General features: G+C 63.9%; 16 protein-coding genes. 8 read left to right on the top strand and 8 right to left on the bottom strand.

Features of this window, described 5'->3' with window-relative positions:
* Window positions 1-17 precede the first annotated feature (17 nt).
* Genes waaF through P3R38_RS23185 form a run of 7 tightly spaced genes read left to right on the top strand, consistent with a single transcriptional unit; the run spans window position 18 to window position 6,978 of the window.
* Entirely contained in the window at window positions 18-1,067 is a 1,050-nt protein-coding gene (waaF, locus tag P3R38_RS23215) for a lipopolysaccharide heptosyltransferase II (RefSeq protein WP_023382740.1), read from the top strand.
* Complete coding sequence (gene waaC, locus P3R38_RS23210) at window positions 1,068-2,126, top strand: lipopolysaccharide heptosyltransferase I (protein ID WP_027907327.1); 1,059 nt, start codon at window positions 1,068-1,070, stop codon at window positions 2,124-2,126. It begins immediately after the preceding gene.
* Window positions 2,126-3,250, top strand: a complete 1,125-nt coding sequence (locus P3R38_RS23205; protein ID WP_027907326.1) for a glycosyltransferase family 4 protein — start codon at window positions 2,126-2,128, stop codon at window positions 3,248-3,250. Before waaC ends, P3R38_RS23205 begins: the two co-directional genes overlap by 1 nt.
* A complete protein-coding gene (gene rfaP, locus P3R38_RS23200) occupies window positions 3,247-4,053 on the top strand; it encodes a lipopolysaccharide core heptose(I) kinase RfaP (RefSeq protein ID WP_023382736.1) in 807 nt (268 codons plus the stop codon). The genes P3R38_RS23205 and rfaP overlap by 4 nt, the downstream gene beginning before the upstream one ends.
* On the top strand, window positions 4,053-4,787 hold the full coding sequence (locus P3R38_RS23195; protein WP_023382735.1) for a lipopolysaccharide kinase InaA family protein: 735 nt from the start codon (window positions 4,053-4,055) through the stop codon (window positions 4,785-4,787). Before rfaP ends, P3R38_RS23195 begins: the two co-directional genes overlap by 1 nt.
* Window positions 4,784-5,536 (top strand): lipopolysaccharide kinase InaA family protein, encoded by a 753-nt coding sequence (locus tag P3R38_RS23190; protein ID WP_023382734.1) that lies wholly within the window; start codon window positions 4,784-4,786, stop codon window positions 5,534-5,536. Before P3R38_RS23195 ends, P3R38_RS23190 begins: the two co-directional genes overlap by 4 nt.
* Complete coding sequence (locus tag P3R38_RS23185; protein WP_023382733.1) at window positions 5,536-6,978, top strand: lipopolysaccharide kinase InaA family protein; 1,443 nt, start codon at window positions 5,536-5,538, stop codon at window positions 6,976-6,978. Before P3R38_RS23190 ends, P3R38_RS23185 begins: the two co-directional genes overlap by 1 nt.
* Here P3R38_RS23185 and P3R38_RS23180 read toward each other — a convergent pair.
* The 8 genes from P3R38_RS23180 to P3R38_RS23145 form a co-directional block, all read right to left on the bottom strand.
* Window positions 6,939-9,749, bottom strand: a complete 2,811-nt coding sequence (locus tag P3R38_RS23180; RefSeq protein WP_277686647.1) for a DUF6543 domain-containing protein — start codon at window positions 9,747-9,749, stop codon at window positions 6,939-6,941. The two genes, P3R38_RS23185 and P3R38_RS23180, sit on opposite strands and share 40 nt — an antisense overlap.
* A gap of 68 nt (window positions 9,750-9,817) precedes the next feature.
* Complete coding sequence (locus P3R38_RS23175; protein WP_023382731.1) at window positions 9,818-9,991, bottom strand: hypothetical protein; 174 nt, start codon at window positions 9,989-9,991, stop codon at window positions 9,818-9,820.
* Window positions 9,988-11,100, bottom strand: a complete 1,113-nt coding sequence (locus tag P3R38_RS23170) for a PepSY-associated TM helix domain-containing protein (RefSeq protein WP_023382730.1) — start codon at window positions 11,098-11,100, stop codon at window positions 9,988-9,990. The genes P3R38_RS23175 and P3R38_RS23170 overlap by 4 nt, the downstream gene beginning before the upstream one ends.
* Window positions 11,101-11,206: 106 nt before the next feature.
* Window positions 11,207-13,642 (bottom strand): TonB-dependent siderophore receptor, encoded by a 2,436-nt coding sequence (locus P3R38_RS23165; RefSeq protein ID WP_277686646.1) that lies wholly within the window; start codon window positions 13,640-13,642, stop codon window positions 11,207-11,209.
* 160 nt (window positions 13,643-13,802) lie between these two features.
* On the bottom strand, window positions 13,803-14,759 hold the full coding sequence (locus P3R38_RS23160; RefSeq protein WP_104883176.1) for a FecR family protein: 957 nt from the start codon (window positions 14,757-14,759) through the stop codon (window positions 13,803-13,805).
* Window positions 14,756-15,274: an RNA polymerase sigma factor gene (locus tag P3R38_RS23155; protein WP_104881116.1), complete on the bottom strand. Its 519-nt coding sequence runs from the start codon at window positions 15,272-15,274 to the stop codon at window positions 14,756-14,758. The genes P3R38_RS23160 and P3R38_RS23155 overlap by 4 nt, the downstream gene beginning before the upstream one ends.
* A gap of 214 nt (window positions 15,275-15,488) precedes the next feature.
* Window positions 15,489-16,199 (bottom strand): 3'-5' exonuclease, encoded by a 711-nt coding sequence (locus P3R38_RS23150; RefSeq protein WP_023382726.1) that lies wholly within the window; start codon window positions 16,197-16,199, stop codon window positions 15,489-15,491.
* Complete coding sequence (locus tag P3R38_RS23145) at window positions 16,196-18,133, bottom strand: putative nucleotidyltransferase substrate binding domain-containing protein (protein WP_186598912.1); 1,938 nt, start codon at window positions 18,131-18,133, stop codon at window positions 16,196-16,198. The genes P3R38_RS23150 and P3R38_RS23145 overlap by 4 nt, the downstream gene beginning before the upstream one ends.
* A gap of 186 nt (window positions 18,134-18,319) precedes the next feature.
* Between P3R38_RS23145 and P3R38_RS23140 the strand changes: the two genes are divergently transcribed.
* On the top strand, window positions 18,320-18,763 hold the full coding sequence (locus P3R38_RS23140) for a response regulator (RefSeq protein ID WP_027907320.1): 444 nt from the start codon (window positions 18,320-18,322) through the stop codon (window positions 18,761-18,763).
* Window positions 18,764-18,774 lie beyond the last annotated feature (11 nt).

Raw genomic sequence — 18,774 nt, 5'->3', positions numbered from 1 at the left:
GCGTTTCTGGACTAAGCATGAGAATACTGATCATTGGCCCCAGCTGGGTCGGCGACATGGTGATGGCGCAGACCCTGTTCCAGTGCCTGAAACAGCAGCACCCCGACTGCGTGATCGACGTGCTGGCACCCGAGTGGAGCCGGCCGATCCTCGAACGGATGCCCGAAGTGCGCAAGGCCTTGAGCTTTCCGCTCGGCCATGGCGCCCTGGAACTGGCCACGCGGCGGCGTATTGGCAAGTCTTTGGCGGGCCAGTACGACCAGGCCATCCTGCTGCCGAACTCGCTGAAGTCGGCGCTGGTGCCCTTCTTCGCCGGTATCCCCAAGCGCACCGGCTGGCGCGGCGAAATGCGCTTCGGCCTGCTCAACGATGTGCGCACGCTGGACAAGGCCCGCTACCCACTGATGATCGAACGCTTCATGGCCCTGGCCTATGCGCCCGGTGCCGAGCTGCCGCAGCCTTACCCACGGCCCAGCCTGCAGATCGAGGCAGCCAGCCGCGAAGCCGCCCTGGCCAAGTTCGGCCTGGAGCTGGACCGGCCGGTGCTGGCGCTGTGCCCAGGTGCCGAGTTTGGCGAGGCCAAGCGCTGGCCCGCCGAGCACTACGCCGAGGTTGCCGACGCGATGATCCGCCAGGGCTGGCAGGTATGGCTGTTCGGTTCGAAGAACGACCACCCGGTGGGCGAGCAGATCCGCGACCGTCTGATTCCGGGGTTGCGTGAAGAGTCGTACAACCTGGCCGGTGAAACTTCCTTGGCCGAAGCCATCGACCTGATGTCCTGCGCCGACGCCGTGGTGTCCAACGACTCGGGCTTGATGCATGTGGCCGCTGCGCTGAACCGTCCGCTGGTCGCCGTCTATGGTTCGACCTCGCCGGGCTTCACCCCGCCACTGGCCGAGCACGTCGAGATCGTGCGCACCGGCATCGAATGCAGCCCGTGCTTCGACCGCACCTGCCGCTTCGGTCACTACAACTGCCTGCGCCTGCTGGAGCCTGGCAACGTCATCGCCGCCCTGCACCGCCTGGGTGGTCCGAACCTGATCGATACCGTGGCCGAGGTCGACTAAGTGCGGGTACTGATCATCAAGACCTCATCGCTAGGGGATGTGATCCACACCCTGCCTGCGCTTACCGATGCCGCCCATGCCATGCCAGGCATTCGCTTCGACTGGGTGGTGGAGGAAGGTTTCGCCGAGATCCCCAGTTGGCACCCTGCGGTCGACCAGGTGATTCCGGTGGCGATTCGCCGCTGGCGCAAAAACCTCTGGCAGACTTTCAAGAGCGGCGAGTGGAAGGCGTTCAAGCAACGCGTTCGCGAGCGCAAGTACGACCTGGTGATCGATGCCCAGGGCCTGGTCAAATCGGCCTGGCTGACCCGCTACGTCAAGGCGCCGGTGGCCGGCCTGGACCGCTATTCGGCGCGTGAGGGCTGGGCCAGTCGCTTCTATGACCGACGCCTGTCGGTCGCCGTTGGCCAGCATGCGGTGGAGCGTGTGCGTCAGTTGTTCGCCATGGCCCTGGCCTACGACTTGCCCGAAGGCATCGGCAACTATGGCCTGGACCTGGACCGCCTGCAGCTGCCCCCAGCCGCGCCCTACGTGGTGTTCCTGCACGGTACCACCTGGGCCACCAAGCATTGGCCCGAGGCCTACTGGCGCGAACTGGCAGAGCGCATGGGCCAGCGCAACCTGCAGGTGCGCCTGCCATGGGGCAACCCGCAGGAGAAGGCTCGCGCCGAGCGTATCGCCCAAGGCTTGAAAAACTGTCAGGTGCTGCCCAAGTTGAACCTTGCCGGCGTCGCCCGTGTACTGGCGGCCGCCAAGGCGTGCGTGGCGGTGGATACTGGCCTGGGCCACCTCGCCGCGGCACTGGATGTGCCGACCATTTCGCTGTTCGGCCCGACCAATCCGGGCCTCACCGGGGCCTATGGTCGGGCTCAGGTTCATCAGGCCAGCAATTTCCCCTGCGCGCCCTGCCTGCAGAAGAAGTGCACCTATAAGCCGAGCGCCGAGGACCTGCGCCGGTTCGATCTCAAACGCGAGTGGCCGCTGTGCTTCACTCGCCTGAATCCCGAGCATGTGGCGAGCCGCTTGAGCGCGTTGCTGCTGGCTGAGGATGTCCGTTGATGCAACTGGCTTTTGTGCTTTACAAGTATTTCCCCTTCGGCGGGCTGCAGCGTGATTTCATGCGCATTGCCCTGGAATGCCAGAAGCGGGGCCACCAGATCCGTGTCTACACGTTGATCTGGGAGGGTGATATTCCACCGGGTTTCGAGGTGCTGGTGGCGCCGGTCAAGGCGCTGTTCAACCACCGTCGCAACGAGAAGCTCAGTGCCTGGATGGCCGCCGACCTGGCCAAGCGCCCGGTCGATCGTCTGATCGGCTTCAACAAGATGCCGGGTCTGGATGTGTATTACGCTGCCGACGGCTGCTTCGAAGACAAGGCGCAGACCCTGCGCGGTGGCTTGTACCGCCGTTGGGGGCGCTACCGGCATTTTGCCGAGTACGAGCGGGCGGTGTTCGCCAAGGACGCCCATACCGAGGTGCTGATGATTTCCGAGGTGCAGCAACCGCTGTTCATCAAGCATTACGGCACGCCGGTGGAGCGCTTTCACTTGCTGCCACCGGGGATTTCCCAGGATCGCCGGGCTCCGGCCAACGCCGCCGAGATCCGCGCCGACTTCCGCAAGGAGTTCGACTTGGGTGACGACGACCTGCTGCTGGTGCAGATCGGCTCTGGCTTCAAGACCAAGGGCGTGGACCGCAGCCTCAAGGCCCTGGCCGCGCTGCCGTCGGCGTTGCGCAAGCGTACCCGGTTGATGGTCATCGGCCAGGACGACCCCAAGGTGTTCCAGTTGCAAAGTGCCGCGCTGGGCCTTGGCGAGCAGGTACAGTTCCTCAAGGGACGCAGTGATATCCCGCGCTTCCTGCTGGGCGCCGACCTGCTGATCCACCCGGCATACAACGAGAATACGGGTACCGTGCTGCTCGAAGCCCTGGTGGCGGGGTTGCCGGTGCTGGTCTCGCAGGTGTGCGGCTACGCCCATTACATCGCCGAGGCCGACAGCGGCCTGGTGCTGGACGAGCCTTTCGAGCAGGAGCAGCTCAACCGCTACCTGCAACGCATGCTCGAAGAGCCGCAGGCCCGCGCCGACTGGTCGCGCAACGGCCTGGCGTTCGCGGAAACCGCCGACCTTTACAGCATGCCGCAACATGCCGCTGACGTGATCCTGGGGCAGGAGACCGCATGAAGCTGATTCTGGCCGAACCGTTCAAGCACCTGTGGGCCGGGCGTGACGCCTTCGAGGCCGTGGAAGCGCTGCAAGGCGAGGTATACCGCGAGCTCGAAGGCCGCCGCACGCTGCGTACCGAGGTCGATGGCGAGGGCTTCTTCGTCAAGATCCACCGTGGCATCGGTTGGGGCGAGATCTTCAAGAACCTGCTGACCGCCAAGCTGCCTGTGCTGGGCGCTGGCCAGGAATGGCAGGCGATCCAGCGACTGCATGAGGCCGGTGTGCCGACCATGACGGCGGTCGCCTATGGCGAGCGCGGCAGCAACCCGGCTGCGCAGCATTCGTTCATTGTCACCGAAGAGCTGGCACCGACCATCAGTCTCGAAGACTTCAGCATCGACTGGGTCAAGCAGCCACCTGCGCCCCGCCTCAAGCGCGCGCTGATCGCCGAGGTGGCGAAGATGACCGGCGGCATGCACCGCGCCGGGGTCAATCACCGCGACTGCTACATCTGTCATTTCCTGCTGCACACCGACCGTCCGGTGACGCCCGATGACTTCAAACTGTCGGTCATCGACCTGCATCGTGCCCAGACCCGGGCGACAATCAGCCGGCGCTGGCGCAACAAGGACCTGGCTGCGTTGTACTTCTCGGCGCTGGACATCGGCCTGACCCGGCGCGACAAACTGCGCTTTCTGCGTGGCTACTTCCAGCGGCCACTGCGCCAGGTCCTGGCCGACGAAGCCGCGTTGCTGGCGTGGCTCGAACGCAAGGCGCAAAAACTCTACGATCGCAAGCAACGCTATGGGGATGCACTCTGATGGCGGGTTGGACACTGGCGCCGGGCTATGAACACCTGGTGGCGGATTTTGGCAGCCTCGATGCGGTATTCGCCCTGCAAGGCGAGCGCCTGACGCGTGACCCGCTCAGCGAAGTGATCCGCGTCGAGCGCGATGGGGTCAATTACTACGTCAAACGCTATACCGGCGCTGGCAAGCACATGCGTCGCTACCTGGGCCGTCCACGCATCAAGGCCGAATGGCAGAACCTCAAGCAGTTCGCCAAGTGGGGCATTCCCACCGCCGAAGTGGTCGCCTGGGGGCTTGAGCGCAAGGGCCTGGCTTTTGGTCGCGGGGCCATGGTCACCCGCGAGCTGCCGCGTACCGAAGACTTGTCCGAACTGGCCAGGCGTAATGATCCACGGCTGTCCGACCCTGCCTGGGTAGCGCATGTCAGCCGCCAGTTGGCGCGACACACGCGGATCATGCATGAGCACCGCTTCGCCCATAACGACCTGAAGTGGCGCAACCTGTTGGTCGACGACCAGGGCACGCTATTCTTCATCGACTGCCCGACCGGCGACTTCTGGCGCGGCTTCATGTGGCGCCACCGGCTGATCAAGGACCTGGCGTGCCTGGACAAGGTCGCCAAGTATCATCTGTCAGCCACCCAGCGCTTGCGTTTCTACCTGCAATACCGTGGGCGCCAACGCCTGAGCCTGCGCGACAAGCGGCGCATTCGCCAGGTGCTGAGCTTTTTCGAGGGAAGGGAATGACCGATTACCTGGCCAGCGCTGACCTTGCGCTGCTGCAACGTCATGGCCTGAACGATTTCGAGGCGCTGTGGGCCTTGCAGCTCGACGCCGTCGACGAGCCCAACACCGGTCGAGGCGGCTGGAGCCGCGTGTTCCGCCTGGAACTCGAAGGCAAGGGCTACTACCTCAAGCGCCAGAGCGACTACCTGACGCGTACCTTGCACCGGCCATTCGGCGAGCCGACCTTCGCCCGCGAGTTCCGTAACATCAGCCGTTACCAGAAACTGCGCATACCGGCTTTGCAGGCGGTGTTCTATGGTGAGCGCAAACAGGCTGGTCAGCACCGGGCCATTCTAATGACCCGGGCGCTGGATGACTGGAGCGACCTGGACAGCCTGTTGGCGCGCTGGTCGCAGCTGGGCGAGCATGAGCGCGAGGGTATTCTCCAGGCCTGTGGCCAGCTGGCGCGCACCCTGCACAAGGCCGGCCAGGTGCACGGCTGCTTCTACCCCAAGCATATTTTCCTGCGCCAACGCCGTGAAGGCTGGGACGCGCAGTTGATCGACCTGGAAAAGACCCGGCCGCTGCTGTTCGGCATGCGCGACCGGCTCAAGGACCTGGAGCCCTTGCTGCGCCGCGCGCGCGCCTGGTCCGAGGGTGACGTGCGAACCCTGTTGGCGGCCTACCTTGGCCAGCCGGCAGACAGCGTGCGGGTCGACACCTGGTTACAACGCTTGACGCAACGCCGTCGACATAAAGAGGCCCGCTGATGCGTTTGTCCGAATTGAAGAACGCAGGTCGCAGCCCTTCGCTGCCCCTGTCCATCACCCTGGCCGATGCTGCCGGTAGCGCTGACTTGCAGTTGCTCAGCCTGTTGCGTGTCTTGCCCGGCCAACGCTACGTGGGCGCGGGTATCTGGCGTGGCACGCCGGTATTGGCCAAGTTGCTGGTCGGTGGCAACGCCGCTCGCCATTTCCAGCGTGAGCTGGCAGGGGTGAAGCTGCTTGCCGAACAAGGCCTCACCACGCCCAAGCTGTTGGCCGATGGCCTCAAGGAAGGCGAGGGCGGCTGGCTGTTGTTCGAGTTTCTCGACGACGCTGAAAGCCTGGCCGATGCCTGGGCCGACGTAGAGCCTTTGCCGGTGCTGGCCGATGAGCAACACCGAGTGCTGGGCGAGGCGCTGACCGCTGTTGCTCAGATGCACGCCAAAGGCTTGTGGCAGGAAGACCTGCACTTGGACAACCTGCTGCGCCACGGCGGCAAGCTGTACCTGATCGACGGTGCCGGCATCAAGGCCGAAACGCCCGGTCAGCAGCTTTCGCGCCCTCGCGTGCTGGAAAACCTCGGTGTGTTCTTCGCCCAGTTGCCCAAGCGCCTGGAGCCGTTCATCGAAGAGTTGCTGGTGCATTACCTGCTCGCCAACGCCGAACACGCCTTGCCGATGGAAGCGTTGCAGAAGCAGGTGGACAAGGTGCGCAACTGGCGTTTGAAGGACTATCTGGAAAAGGCCGGGCGAGAATGTTCGTTGTTCAGCGTCGAGCGCAGCCTCTCCGGGTTGCGGGCGATTCGGCGCAGTGAAACCGATGCCATGCTGCCGGTTCTCGAACAGGCCGACGCGCTGATCGACCAGGGTCACCTGTACAAGACCGGTGGTGCGGCCAGCGTCGCTCGCGTAGAGGTCAATGGCCGCCCGCTGGTGGTCAAACGTTACAACATCAAGAATACCGCCCACTGGTTCAAGCGCTTCTGGCGCCCGAGCCGGGCCTGGCATTCCTGGATCGAAGGGCACCGCCTGGAATTCCTCGACATCGCCACGCCAAAGCCCCTGGCGGTGCTCGAACAACGGGTCATGGGCCTGCGCAGCCGCGCCTACCTGGTGACCGAGTACGTCGATGGCCCGGACCTGGCTGCCTGTTTCGCGCCCTACGTGGAAAACGGCGAAGCCCCCGAAGAGCAGGTCGACGCCCTGGTGCACCTGATGCAGCAACTGATCCGTGAGCGCATCAGCCATGGTGACTTCAAGGGTCACAACCTGTTCTGGCACAACGGCCAGTGGTCGCTGATCGACCTCGATGCGATGTGCCAGCATGCCACTCAACTCAGCTTCGCGCCGGCCTATGCCCGTGATCGTGCACGGCTGTTGCGCAACTGGCCCAGTGGCAGCGCCCTGTATCAGCGGCTGGACAGGCTGCTGCCGCGGCTGACGGAATAAGCTGGCGGCAGCGCCAGCCACTCGCTGCTGCGTCCAGCCTGGCGCACGCGGATGCGCCATTGGTCGTCCTGCCAGCGCAGGATGGCCCATGCCGCCCCGGTACTGAGCGGTTGCCCGGGAATCAGCAGGTGGTAGTGGTTGTCCAGCAAGTGCGCGCGCAGCGGCAAGGCGTGCCCACCTGCAAGCAGGTAATATCGCTGTCCGTGGCGAGACAGTCCGTCCACGCCTTCGACCTCGGCCCCTGCGGGCCGCTCGGCCAGTCGGCAGTCTTCGAGCAATGCGCCCAGGTCGGGTAGGCCGTCGTACCACAGGACCGGGGAGTCCACGACCCACTCTCCGTCGCGGCGTCGTTTTACCGGCACCTGGGTGTAGGCATCCGGCATGCGGGGGTCGACGACACGCCAGCGGTAGCCGTCGAAGGACACCTGGTAGGTCGTGCCGGCGGCATCCTTGATGTAGTAGAAGGTCAGCCCGGGATAGGACGAGGGCTGTTCATAGATGCCTTCCTTGTGAATGCCATCGACGCGATAGTGCAATCTGTCGGTATCGACCCCCACCGCCAACGACTGCGGCAACTTCAGCGGCGGGGCTGGTGGAATGGCTCGAATGGCTCGCCGCACCACGGTGGTTCCCCCGATGTTGTTCACCGCGTCGTTGGCGTGCGTGAACGCCTCGACCATGTGTTTCAGAATGCCGAGCTGGTCACCTTGCCTGAAGGCCCTGCCGGCATCGATCACCGACAGCACCGAGCGCCCCAGCGACACCGCCACCAATGCGCGGTTGGGTAGTACGAGGCTGATCAGGTCCAGCAGCACCGATAACGCGTGCAGGCTCAACTCGCCCAGCAGTTCGAGCTTGGTATTGGTGCCGGCATCGACAGCGGCGAGCGTGGCGTTCACCTCGGCCAAATAGCGGGCCTGTTGGAAGTTACCGGTGATCTCTGGGCGTTGGGTGCTTGCGCCAAGGCCGCCCTTGGTCAGCCATCGTTCGACTTGCCTACGCGCTACCAGCGGCAGTCGGTCTTTTACGTATTCGCGCAGGGCAGGCTGTTCACGCAGCGCTCTGAGCAGGTGGCGGGTATTGCGATACTCCCGCCATGCACGGCGGTCGGGCGCGTCTGGGGTGTAGGCGAGAAACCGCGTGGTCCCAGCTTTGTCCGGCGTCACCAGCATGACGCCTTGCAGGCTATGTCCGCCGATCAGCAGTTGGCGCACGCTCAGGCGCTCCCGGTTCGCTTGTTTGCGCAACTGGCTGTCTGGGTGGTCGAGTACCAGGGTGGTCCAGGCGAAGCCTCGTTCGAACGGGTCCTCCAGGTAATGGCCGGCGTACCGTGCCTTGGCCGCCTCGGCACGCATGCGCGCACGGCTGATGTCGACGTAGCGCTCCCGGCGCCACTGAGCCTGCTGCGACGTCAGCAAATGGGTACGCAGGTACTGGCTGTAGCGTTCGCCGACGTCCAGTTCGCGTACCAACTGCTTGACCTGGCTTGGGGTGATGCCCGCGGCTGTTCGTTCATCCTTGTCATGCACCCGTGCAGTCAGCCAGTAGTCGATGTCGAGCACGCCGATGTTGAGAAACGCCAGCTCATCCAGGCGGTAGGTCTGGCGCACCAGTTCGACGGTATTGCCTGCCTGCGCACGGCTGGCCGCAGGAATCCAGACGCTGGTGATGCCAGGGTGCGACACCGGGCCTACCTGCCTGGCCCTGGTGATGCTGACATACAGATCGAGCGGATCGACATCCAACTGATACCGTAGCTGCAACGCCCTGCGCAGGTGCTCGCGGGTCCAGGCCTTGAGATGGTTGCGATCGAGGAACTGTTCGTGGCTGAGGATGCCGGGGGCGCTCGCGCGGTCGATGGCAATCACCAGCTCCTGCAAGGTTTGCATGATGTGCGTAAGGCCTTGGGTCGAGGCATTTCTGAGCCAGGCCGGTGCGTTTCGTTCCAACAACAGGCCGTAGCGTGTCGTCAGCGCAGATCGGCTGTCGGCCAGCGGCAGCAGATCCGCGGCCTTGCGCAAGCGTTCCTCGAGCATCGGCCAGTCCACCGGGGATTGCAGCAGCGCGTCGTGCCATACGCGGGTGAGCGCTGCTTGTTGCCCATCGATCAGCGCCTGGGCCTGGGTCTGGATCAGGTCATCGTTGAACCAGTCGTAGCGCAGGCGTTCGGCGTTGCGTGCCAGCTCTCGATCCTGGTCGCTGTCCAGATACCGCAGCAGCGACTGGCTTTGCTGAGGATCGTCCAGTCGCTCGCACAGTTCGGTGTGCAGGTCGCCGAGATTGTCGAACGCCTCTATGCCATGCGACAGGCTGCAGAGCAGCGCGTAATCGCTGGTTTGCCTGGGGTCCGCCCTACTGCCTTCGGGGCCGCCTTCGACGATCACGAAAGCGCCGGGCAGGTAGCTGCGCCAGTTGGGTGTGCCGATATCCAGTACTGGCCGGTAGACCTGCGGGCGCTCAGCCTCAGGCAGATGCTGGCGCTGCGAGGGCAGCGGCATGTTCACGCAACACCTGACCAGAGCAGCATGGTGGTCGCCGAGTGTATGGTCGTCGCAGCGCAGTGCAATCTGCGCCAGCATTTGCTGACGGAGCAACGCGATCAACTGCGTCCGCCGGCTTAGCGAGGCGTCGCTGGCAAGCCAGTACCGAGCGAGGTCGGCGAAGTAGTGCTGACGTGCCTGCAGCAGCGATCGCGAGCGGTCAGGTTGGGGAGGCGAGGCAAGCAGGGCGGCCAGGTGTCGGTCGAAGGATTGAAAGTAGTGCAGGCTCATCGAACTGGCTCCGCGATAAATGAGCCGTCGAGCATGGCGCCTGCCGGCGATACAGGCGTGTTAGCCGATTACCTCCACAGGGCACGAACCCCGAGCCACGCCGGGATGCCCAGGCCCAGCCAGGACAGTGCATCCCAGGCGCCATCCCCGAGCAGCGCCGCGAACAGCCCGGCTGCGCCCAGCGCGGCGATAAGGCTTGGCCAGGCGAAAATCCGCTGGGTCGGTTGCGACTTGTGGCTCATGCACGCTCCTTCTTGCCGTTGCGTTGCTTGCCCCACCACAGGTACAGGCCGCTGCAGAGCACGATGATGGTCAGGACATCGAGCACAGCCCACAGCAGTTGCATCGGACGTCCACCGTAGTCGCCGAAGTGAAGGGGTTGGGACAGGCCCATGGCATCCATGTACCAGGGGCGTTCGCCGATGGCAGTCACTTGCAGGGTCTGAGCATCGATCAGCACCGGGGTGAGCAGGTGCGAGGTCAAATGCGTCGCGCCTTTCATGAATACTGCATAGTGGTGTTCGCTGGAGAAGCGGGTGCCGGGAAAGGCGATGAAGTCCGGGCGCATGCCGGGTGCGGCCTGTTCGGCGATCGTCAGCAGGTGCGTCGCCGGGGCTCGCTGGGTGAGAGGTGGAGCATCCCGGTACGGGGCGACCATGGCGGCCAGGCTGTCGTTGCGCCAGGCGGCGATTACCAGGTCGGACAAGGCACTGATCACGCCGGTGACGCCCACCGTCAGTGCCCAGGCCAGGGTGACGATGCCGATCAGGTTGTGCAGGTCGAGCCAGCGCAGGCGGCGTGATTTGTCGTGGCGTACGGTGGCGAATTCCAGGCGACGCATGAATGGCGCGTAGAGCACGGTACCGGAAACGATGGCGACAACGAACAGCACGCCCATGAAAGCCAGCAGCAGCTTGCCGGGAAGCCCGGCGAACATGTCCACATGCAGGCGCAGCAGGGTCATCATCACGCCGCCATTGGCTGCGGGCATGGCCACGGCTTCGCCGGTGCGTGCATCGAGCATGAAGGTGTGCGACGCGTTGGGTTCTGTCCCGGCAGTGGCGGCCATGATCGCTACCACGCCATTGCGTTCGTCATCTTCGTAGCCAACGTACTGCATGACTTCGCCGGGACGGTGTTGCTCAGCCTTGAGCACCAGTTGTTGCAGGTCAAGGTGCGGGGTATCCGCTGGCATTTCGCGCAGTTCAGGCGCGTCGCCAAGCAGGTGTTCCAGGTCGTGGTGGAAGATCAGCGGCAAACCGGTGAGCGCGAGCAGCAGCAGGAATAGGGTGCAGACCAGGCTGCTCCAGGTGTGGATCGCCGACCAGCGGCGGATGGTTTGGCTTTTCATCTGGGTTCCGGTTTTTGGTCTGATGGACCCTGGGTCTGCGCTGCAGCCCAATCGCCGGCAGGCCGGCGCCTACTGGGCGATGGGGCTGCACGGTGGCCCCGGGCGGTCAGAACTTGTAATTGACGCTTGCCACCACGTTGCGCTCGTCGCCGTAGTAGCAGTAGTAACCGTCACAGGTCGACAGGTAGTCCTTGTTGAACAGGTTCTTGGCATCCACCGCCACGGTCACGCCCTTGAGCGTGCTGTTCACGCGGCCCAGGTCGTAGTGCACCGAGGCGTCGTAGACGGTGTAGGAACCTACGTGGCCCCAGTCGGTGTTGGTGGTATTGCCGTAGGTATCGCCCACATAGCGAACGCCCACGCCCACGCCGAAGCCGTCGAGCAGGCCTTCGTGCCAGGTGTAGTCAGCCCAGGCCGTGGCCTGGTTACGTGGAACCTGGGCCATGCGCTTGCCTTTCTCGCCGTCGTTGCCTTTGACGATTTCACTGTCGTTGTAGGTGTAGGAGCCAATCAGCTTGAGGTTGCGGGTGACATCCGAGGTGGCTTCCAGCTCCAGGCCTTTGACCCGAACTTCGCCAACCTGTCGGGTTACGCCGCCTTCGGTTACCGACATGTTTTCCTGGGTCAGGTCGAACACCGCTGCGCTGAGCAGGGTCTTGCTGCCTGGGGGTTGGTACTTGATACCCAGCTCGTACTGCTTGCCTTCGGTTGGCTTGAAGCCATCGGTGGCGTTGACCGTAGCGCCGGCGGCCGCCTGGAACGACTCGGCATAGGAGAAGTATGGGGTGATGCCGTTGTCGAAGACGTAGCTCAGGGCTGCGTTGCTGCTGAACTTCTTGTCACGCTGGGTGTTGGTGGCATCGCCTTTGTTGTGGAAGGTCGTGCCGGTGTGTACCCAGTCCTGGCGACCACCCAGGGTCAGGCGCCAGTTGTCCAGGGCCATCTGGTCCTGGATGTACAGGCCGGTTTGCTGGGTCTTCTGGTCGTAGTCGTACATGTCGAAGTACTCGACGTTCGAGAAGTCCTGCCCGTAGATGGGGTTGTGGATGTTGCTCGGCGGTACGCCGTTCGACCCCCAGCGCCAGCGGGCATTGCTGTCGGAACGCTGGTGGTCGAGGCCGAGCAACACGGTGTGGCTCAGTGCACCCGTCTGGAAGTCGGCCTGGAAGTTGTTGTCCACCGCGAACTGGCTGATGTCTTCCTCGACGATACCAGCGGTACGTTGCACCGTGCCGTCGGCACTGACCGCTTCATCCGGGCCGGCTGGCCAGATCGAGCCGCCAGCGGTGATGCCCTTGAAGTCCAGCTCGTTGCGGGCATAGCGCAGGTTCTGGCGGAACTGCCAGGTGTCGTTCAGGCGGGTTTCGAAGGCATAGCCCAGGTGATAGTAGGTGCGGTCGTAGGATTCCCAGTCCGGGTCACCCAGGTTCTTGTGGTGCGAGATCTTGCCCGCCGGGCTGTCGAGCTTGGTGCCTTGCAGGGGCAGGAACTGGCCGGTGATGCCCGTGTCGTCACGGGTGTACTGGGTGATGAAAGTCAGCTTGGTATCGTCGTTGATGTTCCAGGTCAGGCTGGGGGCGATGTTGTAGCGCTTGTCTGGAATGTGATCGACCGGCGAGTTGCTGTCGCGAACGGTGCCGCTGACGCGATAAAGGAACTGGCCTTCGTCGTCGATCTTGCCGGTGCTGTCGAAGTTGATCTGCTTGTGTTCGTTGCTACCCGCTTGAAGCTCTACTTCGTGGCTGCTCTCGAACTGTGGGCGACGGGTGGTCATGTCCAGCAGGCCACCGGGTGGCGTCTGGCCGTAAACCGACGAAGCCGGACCGCGCAGTACGGCGATACGCTCAAGGTTCCAAGGTTCGATCTTGGGGGTGGCGTAGTTGCCCTTGGGCAAGGGCAGGCCATCGAGGAACTGGGTAGGCACGAAGCCGCGCACCAGCAGCCAGTCGCTGCGCGAATCCGAGCCATAGCCGCTGCTTTGCACACCGGCGGTGTAGCGCAGGGCGTCGTTAAGGTTGAGCACCGGGCGGTCTTCCATCTGCTGACGGGTGATCACCGTGACTGAACGCGGCAGTTCGGCGATGGCTGTGTCGGTCTTGGTACCGGCTGCGGTGCGGGTGGCGGTGTAGCCATCGACCGGGCCCCACGCGCTTTCATAGGCGGCGTTGGCATTGATGGCGGTTTCCGGCAGCGCCAGGGTGCCGTCCGGCGTGGCCACCAGGCTGTAGCTGCCGACGCTGCTCTGCTGCAGTTGCAGGCCAGTACCCCGCAGGGCGGCCTGCAGGGCGCCAAGGCCATCGTACTGGCCACTGACGGGAGCCGAATTGCGGCCACTGACCAAGGCCGGGTCGATGGCCAGGGCAATGCCCGACTGGCTGGCGATCAGGTTGAGGGTGGTGGCCAACGGTGCGCTAGGCAGGTTATAGGCACGCAGGGTGGACTGTTCGGCAGCGAACAGGGCTGGGCTGGCCAACGGGGCGGCCAGGCCGATGGCCAGGGCCATTACGCTGGGGCGCAGGAAACGATCAACAGCACGGGACATGCAGTGGCTCCTCGACGAATATGTGCTAACTGCTTCCTTGCCGAGCGAGATTTGGAAAGTGACAGGGGTCGTCTGAAAAAAAGTGAGAATTATTTAGAAATCGTTTTCGCTCGCCACGGGTCATGGCCGGCAAGCCGGCGTCTGCAGGGGGAGCGCAGGGTTACTTGGCTTTGACGGTCACCCACCACGGTGTATGCCGCTCGATCTTCACCGGCAGTGCCGGTATCAGCGAGGCCAGGGCCAGGTCGGTATCGTGCAGCGGGAAGCTACCGGTCACGCGCAGGTCGGCGACCTCGTCGTCCATCCCCAGGTGGCCGTGGCGGTAGTGGCCCAGTTCGGCGAGCAGATCGGCCAGGCGCACGTTGTCCACCACCAGCATGCCACGGGTCCAGGCGTCGGCGCCGGCTGGCACCGGGGCGACCTGGCCAAGGCCATCGGCATGCATCAGCACCTGCTGGCCTGCGGCCAGGACGTGTTCGTCACCGCTGTTGCGTGGCATCGCCGCGACCGACGATTGCAGCACCTCCAGGCGTGTGCCATGGGCTTCGCGGCGTACCAAAAAGCGCGTGCCCAGTGGGCGCAGGCGGCCATCCTCGGTGCGCACGAGCAGTGGGCGAGGGTCGGCGTGGCCGGTTTCAACGGAAATTTCGCCTTCATGCAGTACCAGCACGCGCTGCTCGCCTTCGAAGTCGATATCCACAGCGGTATGTGTGTTCAGGCTTAGCAGCGTGCCATCTTCCAGGCGCAAGGTGCGCAGCTCGCCGGTGGCGGTACGTTGGTCGGCCAACCAGTAATGTGGCGATAGCGACGGCGCGGTCGCCCAGGCCAGCAGGGAACCGAGCAGGAACATGCTGGCCAGGCCGCCGCCGACCTTGCCGATACGTCGCCTGAGGCCTACCCGCGACTGCACCAGGGCCTGGCGCGCGGGGCCAGCGGCGGCGCTGACGCGTTGGTCCAAGGCCCCCAGCTGTTGCCAGGCGCGGGCATGTTCTTCGCTGGCTGCATGCCAGCGCATGAAGTCATTGCGTTCATCGGGTGTGCTGCTGCCGCTGTCCAGGCTCAGTTTCCAGGTGATGGCGGCGTCGAGAACACGGGCCGAAACCGGTGAGTTATTCACGTCGGCTCCCCGTACAGCGCCACATAGCACTGGCGCATGCCTTGGGCGATGTACTGCCGTACCCGCGACACCGAGACCCCCAGGTGCGCGGCGATCTCGGCGTGGCCCATGCCGTCCAGGCGATTGTGCAGGAATGCCGCGCGGGCCTTGCTCGACAGTTTGCCAAGTAAGCGGTCGATGGCCTTGAGGTCTTCCAGGATCAGCAACTGGACTTCCGGTGCGGGCTGCTCGGCCTCCGGCACGCGCGCAAGCTCTGCCAGGTAGGCCTGTTCCAGCGCAGCGCGGCGGAAATGGTCGAACATCAGGCCTTTGGCGATGGCGGCCAGGAAGGCGCGGGGTTCACGAGGGCTGTCCAGTTGCTCGCGGCCCAGCAGACGCACGAAGGTGTCCTGGCTCAGGTCTTCGGCACGCTGGCGGCATGCCATGCTGCGTTGCAGCCAGGCGAGCAGCCAGCCGCGATGGTCGCGGTAGAGTGCTCCAACCAGCTCGGCGTGTGGGCTCTGTACAGACGACAAGCAGCGTCCCCCGGAACGAATGCATTAACTAACGATAATTATTCGCGATTGTTGCAGAGCCGAGGGGCGGGGTGCAATGGACGCTTATCGGAATGCCAGTATGGGGGCGTCATGTGCCGGTGAGGTCGGGCGCCGCCTGCGCGGCGCATCGCGAGCGAGGCTCGCGCCTACGGGTGTGTTGTGCGTTGCACGTGCAGGCTCGATGGCTATCTCACTAAAGACCGTAGTGATGAGCCTTGCGCCGACGCATCACGCGCAAGCGCTGCTCCAATTGCAACGGGCTATCCAATTTCTGGCGGCGGGCCTGGCTGAACAGGATCAGGGCCAGCTCGGCCGTCGCCTGGGCATCGGCACTGGCATGATGACGTTCGTCCACTTGCAGGCCGAAGCACGCCAACCAGTCGTCCAGGCTGGCTTCGCGCAGCACGGTGTCGGGGTTGAGCAGGGGGGCCAGTTCGGCAATGTCGATGAAGGGATGCTGCAGGCGATAGCCAAGACTTTCCTTCAGCGAGCGGGCCAACATGCGTTGATCGAAAGGCGCATGGAAAGCCAGCACCGGGCTGTCGCCAATGAACTCGAGAAGGTCGAGCAATGCTTCGGCCGGGTCGCATCCGGCAGCCAGGGCGCTAGGGCCGAGGCCGTGGATCAGCACGCTGGCGTTGGTCTTGTGCTCCGGGCGGCGCAAGGTGCGCTCGAACTGTTGGGCAAAGTCGATGGCGCCATCCTCGATCGCCACCGCGCCGATCGACAACACCTGATCGCGGTTGGTGTTCAGGCCGCTGGTTTCCAGGTCCAGCACCACCCAGCGCTGCTCACGCAGGGTACAGACGCCCAGTGGCGCAGGCTTGGGCAACTGCGACAGGCGCTGGCGCAGCGAGGCCTCCAGCAGGGGCGCGTTGGGGCGCAACCAGGTGAACAGGCTCATAGCTGGTACCGCAAGGCCAGGCTGCTTTGCAGGCGCTGGGCCTGGCGCAGGGACTCGCGCAGGATGCGTCGGTCCAGGTGGTTGAGGCTGTCCGGGTCGAGACGGTTGGAATGCGGCAGGTTTTCGCGAGTCTGGCGCTGGTGCTGCTGCATGCGGGTTTGCTGGATGAAGTGGTAAGCCTCTTCGAACGCGGCGCCATCGAGCGGTTCGATGATGCCTTTGTCGACCAGCTGGCGCAGACGCTCGAGGGTATTGCAAGCGCCGATACCATTGGCCAGCGCCAACAGCCGTGCGCCGTCGACGAAGGGCGTGAGTCCCTGGACCTTGAGGTCGAGGGTGGCGGCTTTGTCGGTTCCTTGGCGAGTCAGCACGAACTCGCGCAGACGGCCCACTGGCGGGCGCTGGCGAAGGGCGTTTTCGGCCATCATGCGTTGGAAGATACGGTTGTCGGCGACCTGTTCGAGAAGGCCCTGACGCAACTGTTCGCAGCCCTGCTCGTCACCCCAGACCACGCGCAGGTCGAAGTAGATGCTCGAACCCAGCAGGTTTTCCGGACTGGCTTCACGAACGAAGCCGGCGAAGCGGCGCGCCCACTCGCTGCGCGACAGGCACAGCGCGGGATTGCCGGCCATGATGTTGCCTTTGCACAGGGTGAAGCCGCACTGGGCCAGGCACTGGTTGATGTATTGCGCCAACGGTAGCAGCCGGGCGCGAATGGCATCGGCCTCGGCGCTGTTGGCGGCCTCGAACAGGATGCCGTTGTCCTGGTCGGTGTACAGGGTTTGCTCGCGACGGCCCTCGCTGCCAAAGCACAGCCAGCTGAAGGGCACCCCGGGGTCGCCGCGTTCGGCCAGGGCCAGTTCGATGACTCGGCAGACTGTATGGTCGTTGAGCAGGGTGATGATCTGGGTGATCTGCGTCGACGACGCGCCATGGGCGAGCATGCGCTCGACCAATTGGCCGATTTCACCGCGCAGGGACACCAAGGTTTCAAGACGCGGTGCGTGGCGAATGGTCCGGGCCAGGTGCACCAGGTCGACCCGTTGCAGCGAGAACAGGTCGCGCTCGGACACCACGCCACACAGCCGACGGTTTTCCACCAGGCAGACATGGGCGATGTGCCGTTCGGTCATGGCGATGGCCGCATCGAAGGCCGAGGACTGCGGGCTGAGATAGAACGGTTTGGTCGTCATGTGCCGATCGATCGGCGCACCCAGGTCGGCATCGGCGGCGGCCACCACCTGACGCAGGTCGCGCAGGGTGAAAATGCCTACCGGGTAGCGTTGCGGGTCGACCACCACGATGCTGCCGACCTGCTGCTCGTGCATCTGCCGCACGGCATCGCGCAGGGGCGTGTCAGGGGGACAGACAACCGGGTGACGCATGGCCAATTCGCCCAGCGGCGTGTTCAGTGAGTACTGCGTGCCCAGCGTCTCCACGGCGCGCTGACGTACCTGCTGGTTGAACTGATCGAGCAGGCTGCTGACGCCGCGCAGGGCAAAATCACGGAATACGTCCGACAGCGAGAACAGGCGAATGAACGCTGCTTTGTTCAGTTGCAGGCAGAAGGTGTCCTCACCGGCCAAGTGCTCGGTGCGGGTGGCCCGCTCGCCCAGCAGGGCAGCCAGGGGGAAGCATTCGCCGCTGGTGATCTCGAAGGTGGTTTCCACACCTGGCTTGACCAGGTGCTGGCGCTCGCCCACTACGCGGCCCTGCTTGACGATGTAGAAATGCTCAACGGGGCCATCGGCGGGTTTGAGGATGCTCTCCCCCTCTGCATAGAAACGCAGTTGGCATTGTTCCACCAGGTAGGCCAGGTGGCTATGTTCCATCTGGTTGAACGGGGGAAACCGCTGCAGAAACTGCAACGTGCCCTGAATGTTCTGCAGAACAGCCGTCCTGCCCGCCTGGCTGTAGGCGTCCTTTTTGCTCATGAAACTGACCGTATCGCTACGCCGAACTATATATATCTATATAAGTGTCGGCCTTGTTGTTCTCTGCCTCCATGGTCGGCCGACGGCGGTGTGGTGCCCATTGGACGTAAGTCTATGGAGCGTTTGTGAACAACCTCACAAGGCGTTGTCCTAGCGAAGGGACGAGATGTTTCTGACGAGATGATCATGGTTGAGCATGACGACATCCTGAGTGACGCCGAGCGCGAAGCGCTGGCCGTGTTGAGTGCGCCTGTCGCGCCCAAGCCGGTGGTGCTGGTCGTGGACGACGATCCGGTGAACAGCGAGGCGCTATGCCTTTATCTGAAAAGCCGGGGCATTGACTGCATGAAAGCCGATGGTGCGCAGGAGGCGATGTTCAAACTGCACTACGAGCCGAGAATCGCGCTGATGATCACCGACTTACGCATGAAGCCTAAGGACGGTCTGGAGTTGATTCGACAAATCCGACAGTCGGAGCGGGCGGCGTTGTCGATCATCGTGGTCTCGGGGGACACCGATGTGAAAGAGGCAGTGGACGTGATGCACCTTGGGGTGGTGGATTTCCTGCTCAAGCCGGTGGACTTGGGCAAGTTGCTCGACTTGGTGAAAAGAGAACTGCGGATCGAATGATGATGCATCCG

Source organism: Pseudomonas sp. NyZ480 (assembly GCF_029537255.1).
In the GTDB taxonomy this organism is placed as follows: Bacteria; Pseudomonadota; Gammaproteobacteria; order Pseudomonadales; family Pseudomonadaceae; genus Aquipseudomonas; species Aquipseudomonas taiwanensis.
This window is presented reverse-complemented; position numbering and strand designations above follow the sequence as displayed.

What these genes read in the sequence shown, in the direction of transcription:
- P3R38_RS23190 (WP_023382734.1), top strand. Translation starts at nt 4,784, where the DNA reads ATGACCGATTACCTGGCCAGCGCTGACCTTGCGCTGCTGCAACGTCAT.
- waaF (WP_023382740.1), top strand. Translation starts at nt 18, where the DNA reads ATGAGAATACTGATCATTGGCCCCAGCTGGGTCGGCGACATGGTGATG.
- P3R38_RS23195 (WP_023382735.1), top strand. Translation starts at nt 4,053, where the DNA reads ATGGCGGGTTGGACACTGGCGCCGGGCTATGAACACCTGGTGGCGGAT.
- P3R38_RS23150 (WP_023382726.1), bottom strand. Translation starts at nt 16,199, where the DNA reads ATGAGCCTGTTCACCTGGTTGCGCCCCAACGCGCCCCTGCTGGAGGCC.
- P3R38_RS23170 (WP_023382730.1), bottom strand. Translation starts at nt 11,100, where the DNA reads ATGAAAAGCCAAACCATCCGCCGCTGGTCGGCGATCCACACCTGGAGC.
- P3R38_RS23180 (WP_277686647.1), bottom strand. Translation starts at nt 9,749, where the DNA reads ATGAGCCTGCACTACTTTCAATCCTTCGACCGACACCTGGCCGCCCTG.
- rfaP (WP_023382736.1), top strand. Translation starts at nt 3,247, where the DNA reads ATGAAGCTGATTCTGGCCGAACCGTTCAAGCACCTGTGGGCCGGGCGT.
- P3R38_RS23185 (WP_023382733.1), top strand. Translation starts at nt 5,536, where the DNA reads ATGCGTTTGTCCGAATTGAAGAACGCAGGTCGCAGCCCTTCGCTGCCC.
- P3R38_RS23145 (WP_186598912.1), bottom strand. Translation starts at nt 18,133, where the DNA reads ATGAGCAAAAAGGACGCCTACAGCCAGGCGGGCAGGACGGCTGTTCTG.
- P3R38_RS23140 (WP_027907320.1), top strand. Translation starts at nt 18,320, where the DNA reads ATGGTTGAGCATGACGACATCCTGAGTGACGCCGAGCGCGAAGCGCTG.
- P3R38_RS23175 (WP_023382731.1), bottom strand. Translation starts at nt 9,991, where the DNA reads ATGAGCCACAAGTCGCAACCGACCCAGCGGATTTTCGCCTGGCCAAGC.
- P3R38_RS23205 (WP_027907326.1), top strand. Translation starts at nt 2,126, where the DNA reads ATGCAACTGGCTTTTGTGCTTTACAAGTATTTCCCCTTCGGCGGGCTG.
- P3R38_RS23165 (WP_277686646.1), bottom strand. Translation starts at nt 13,642, where the DNA reads ATGTCCCGTGCTGTTGATCGTTTCCTGCGCCCCAGCGTAATGGCCCTG.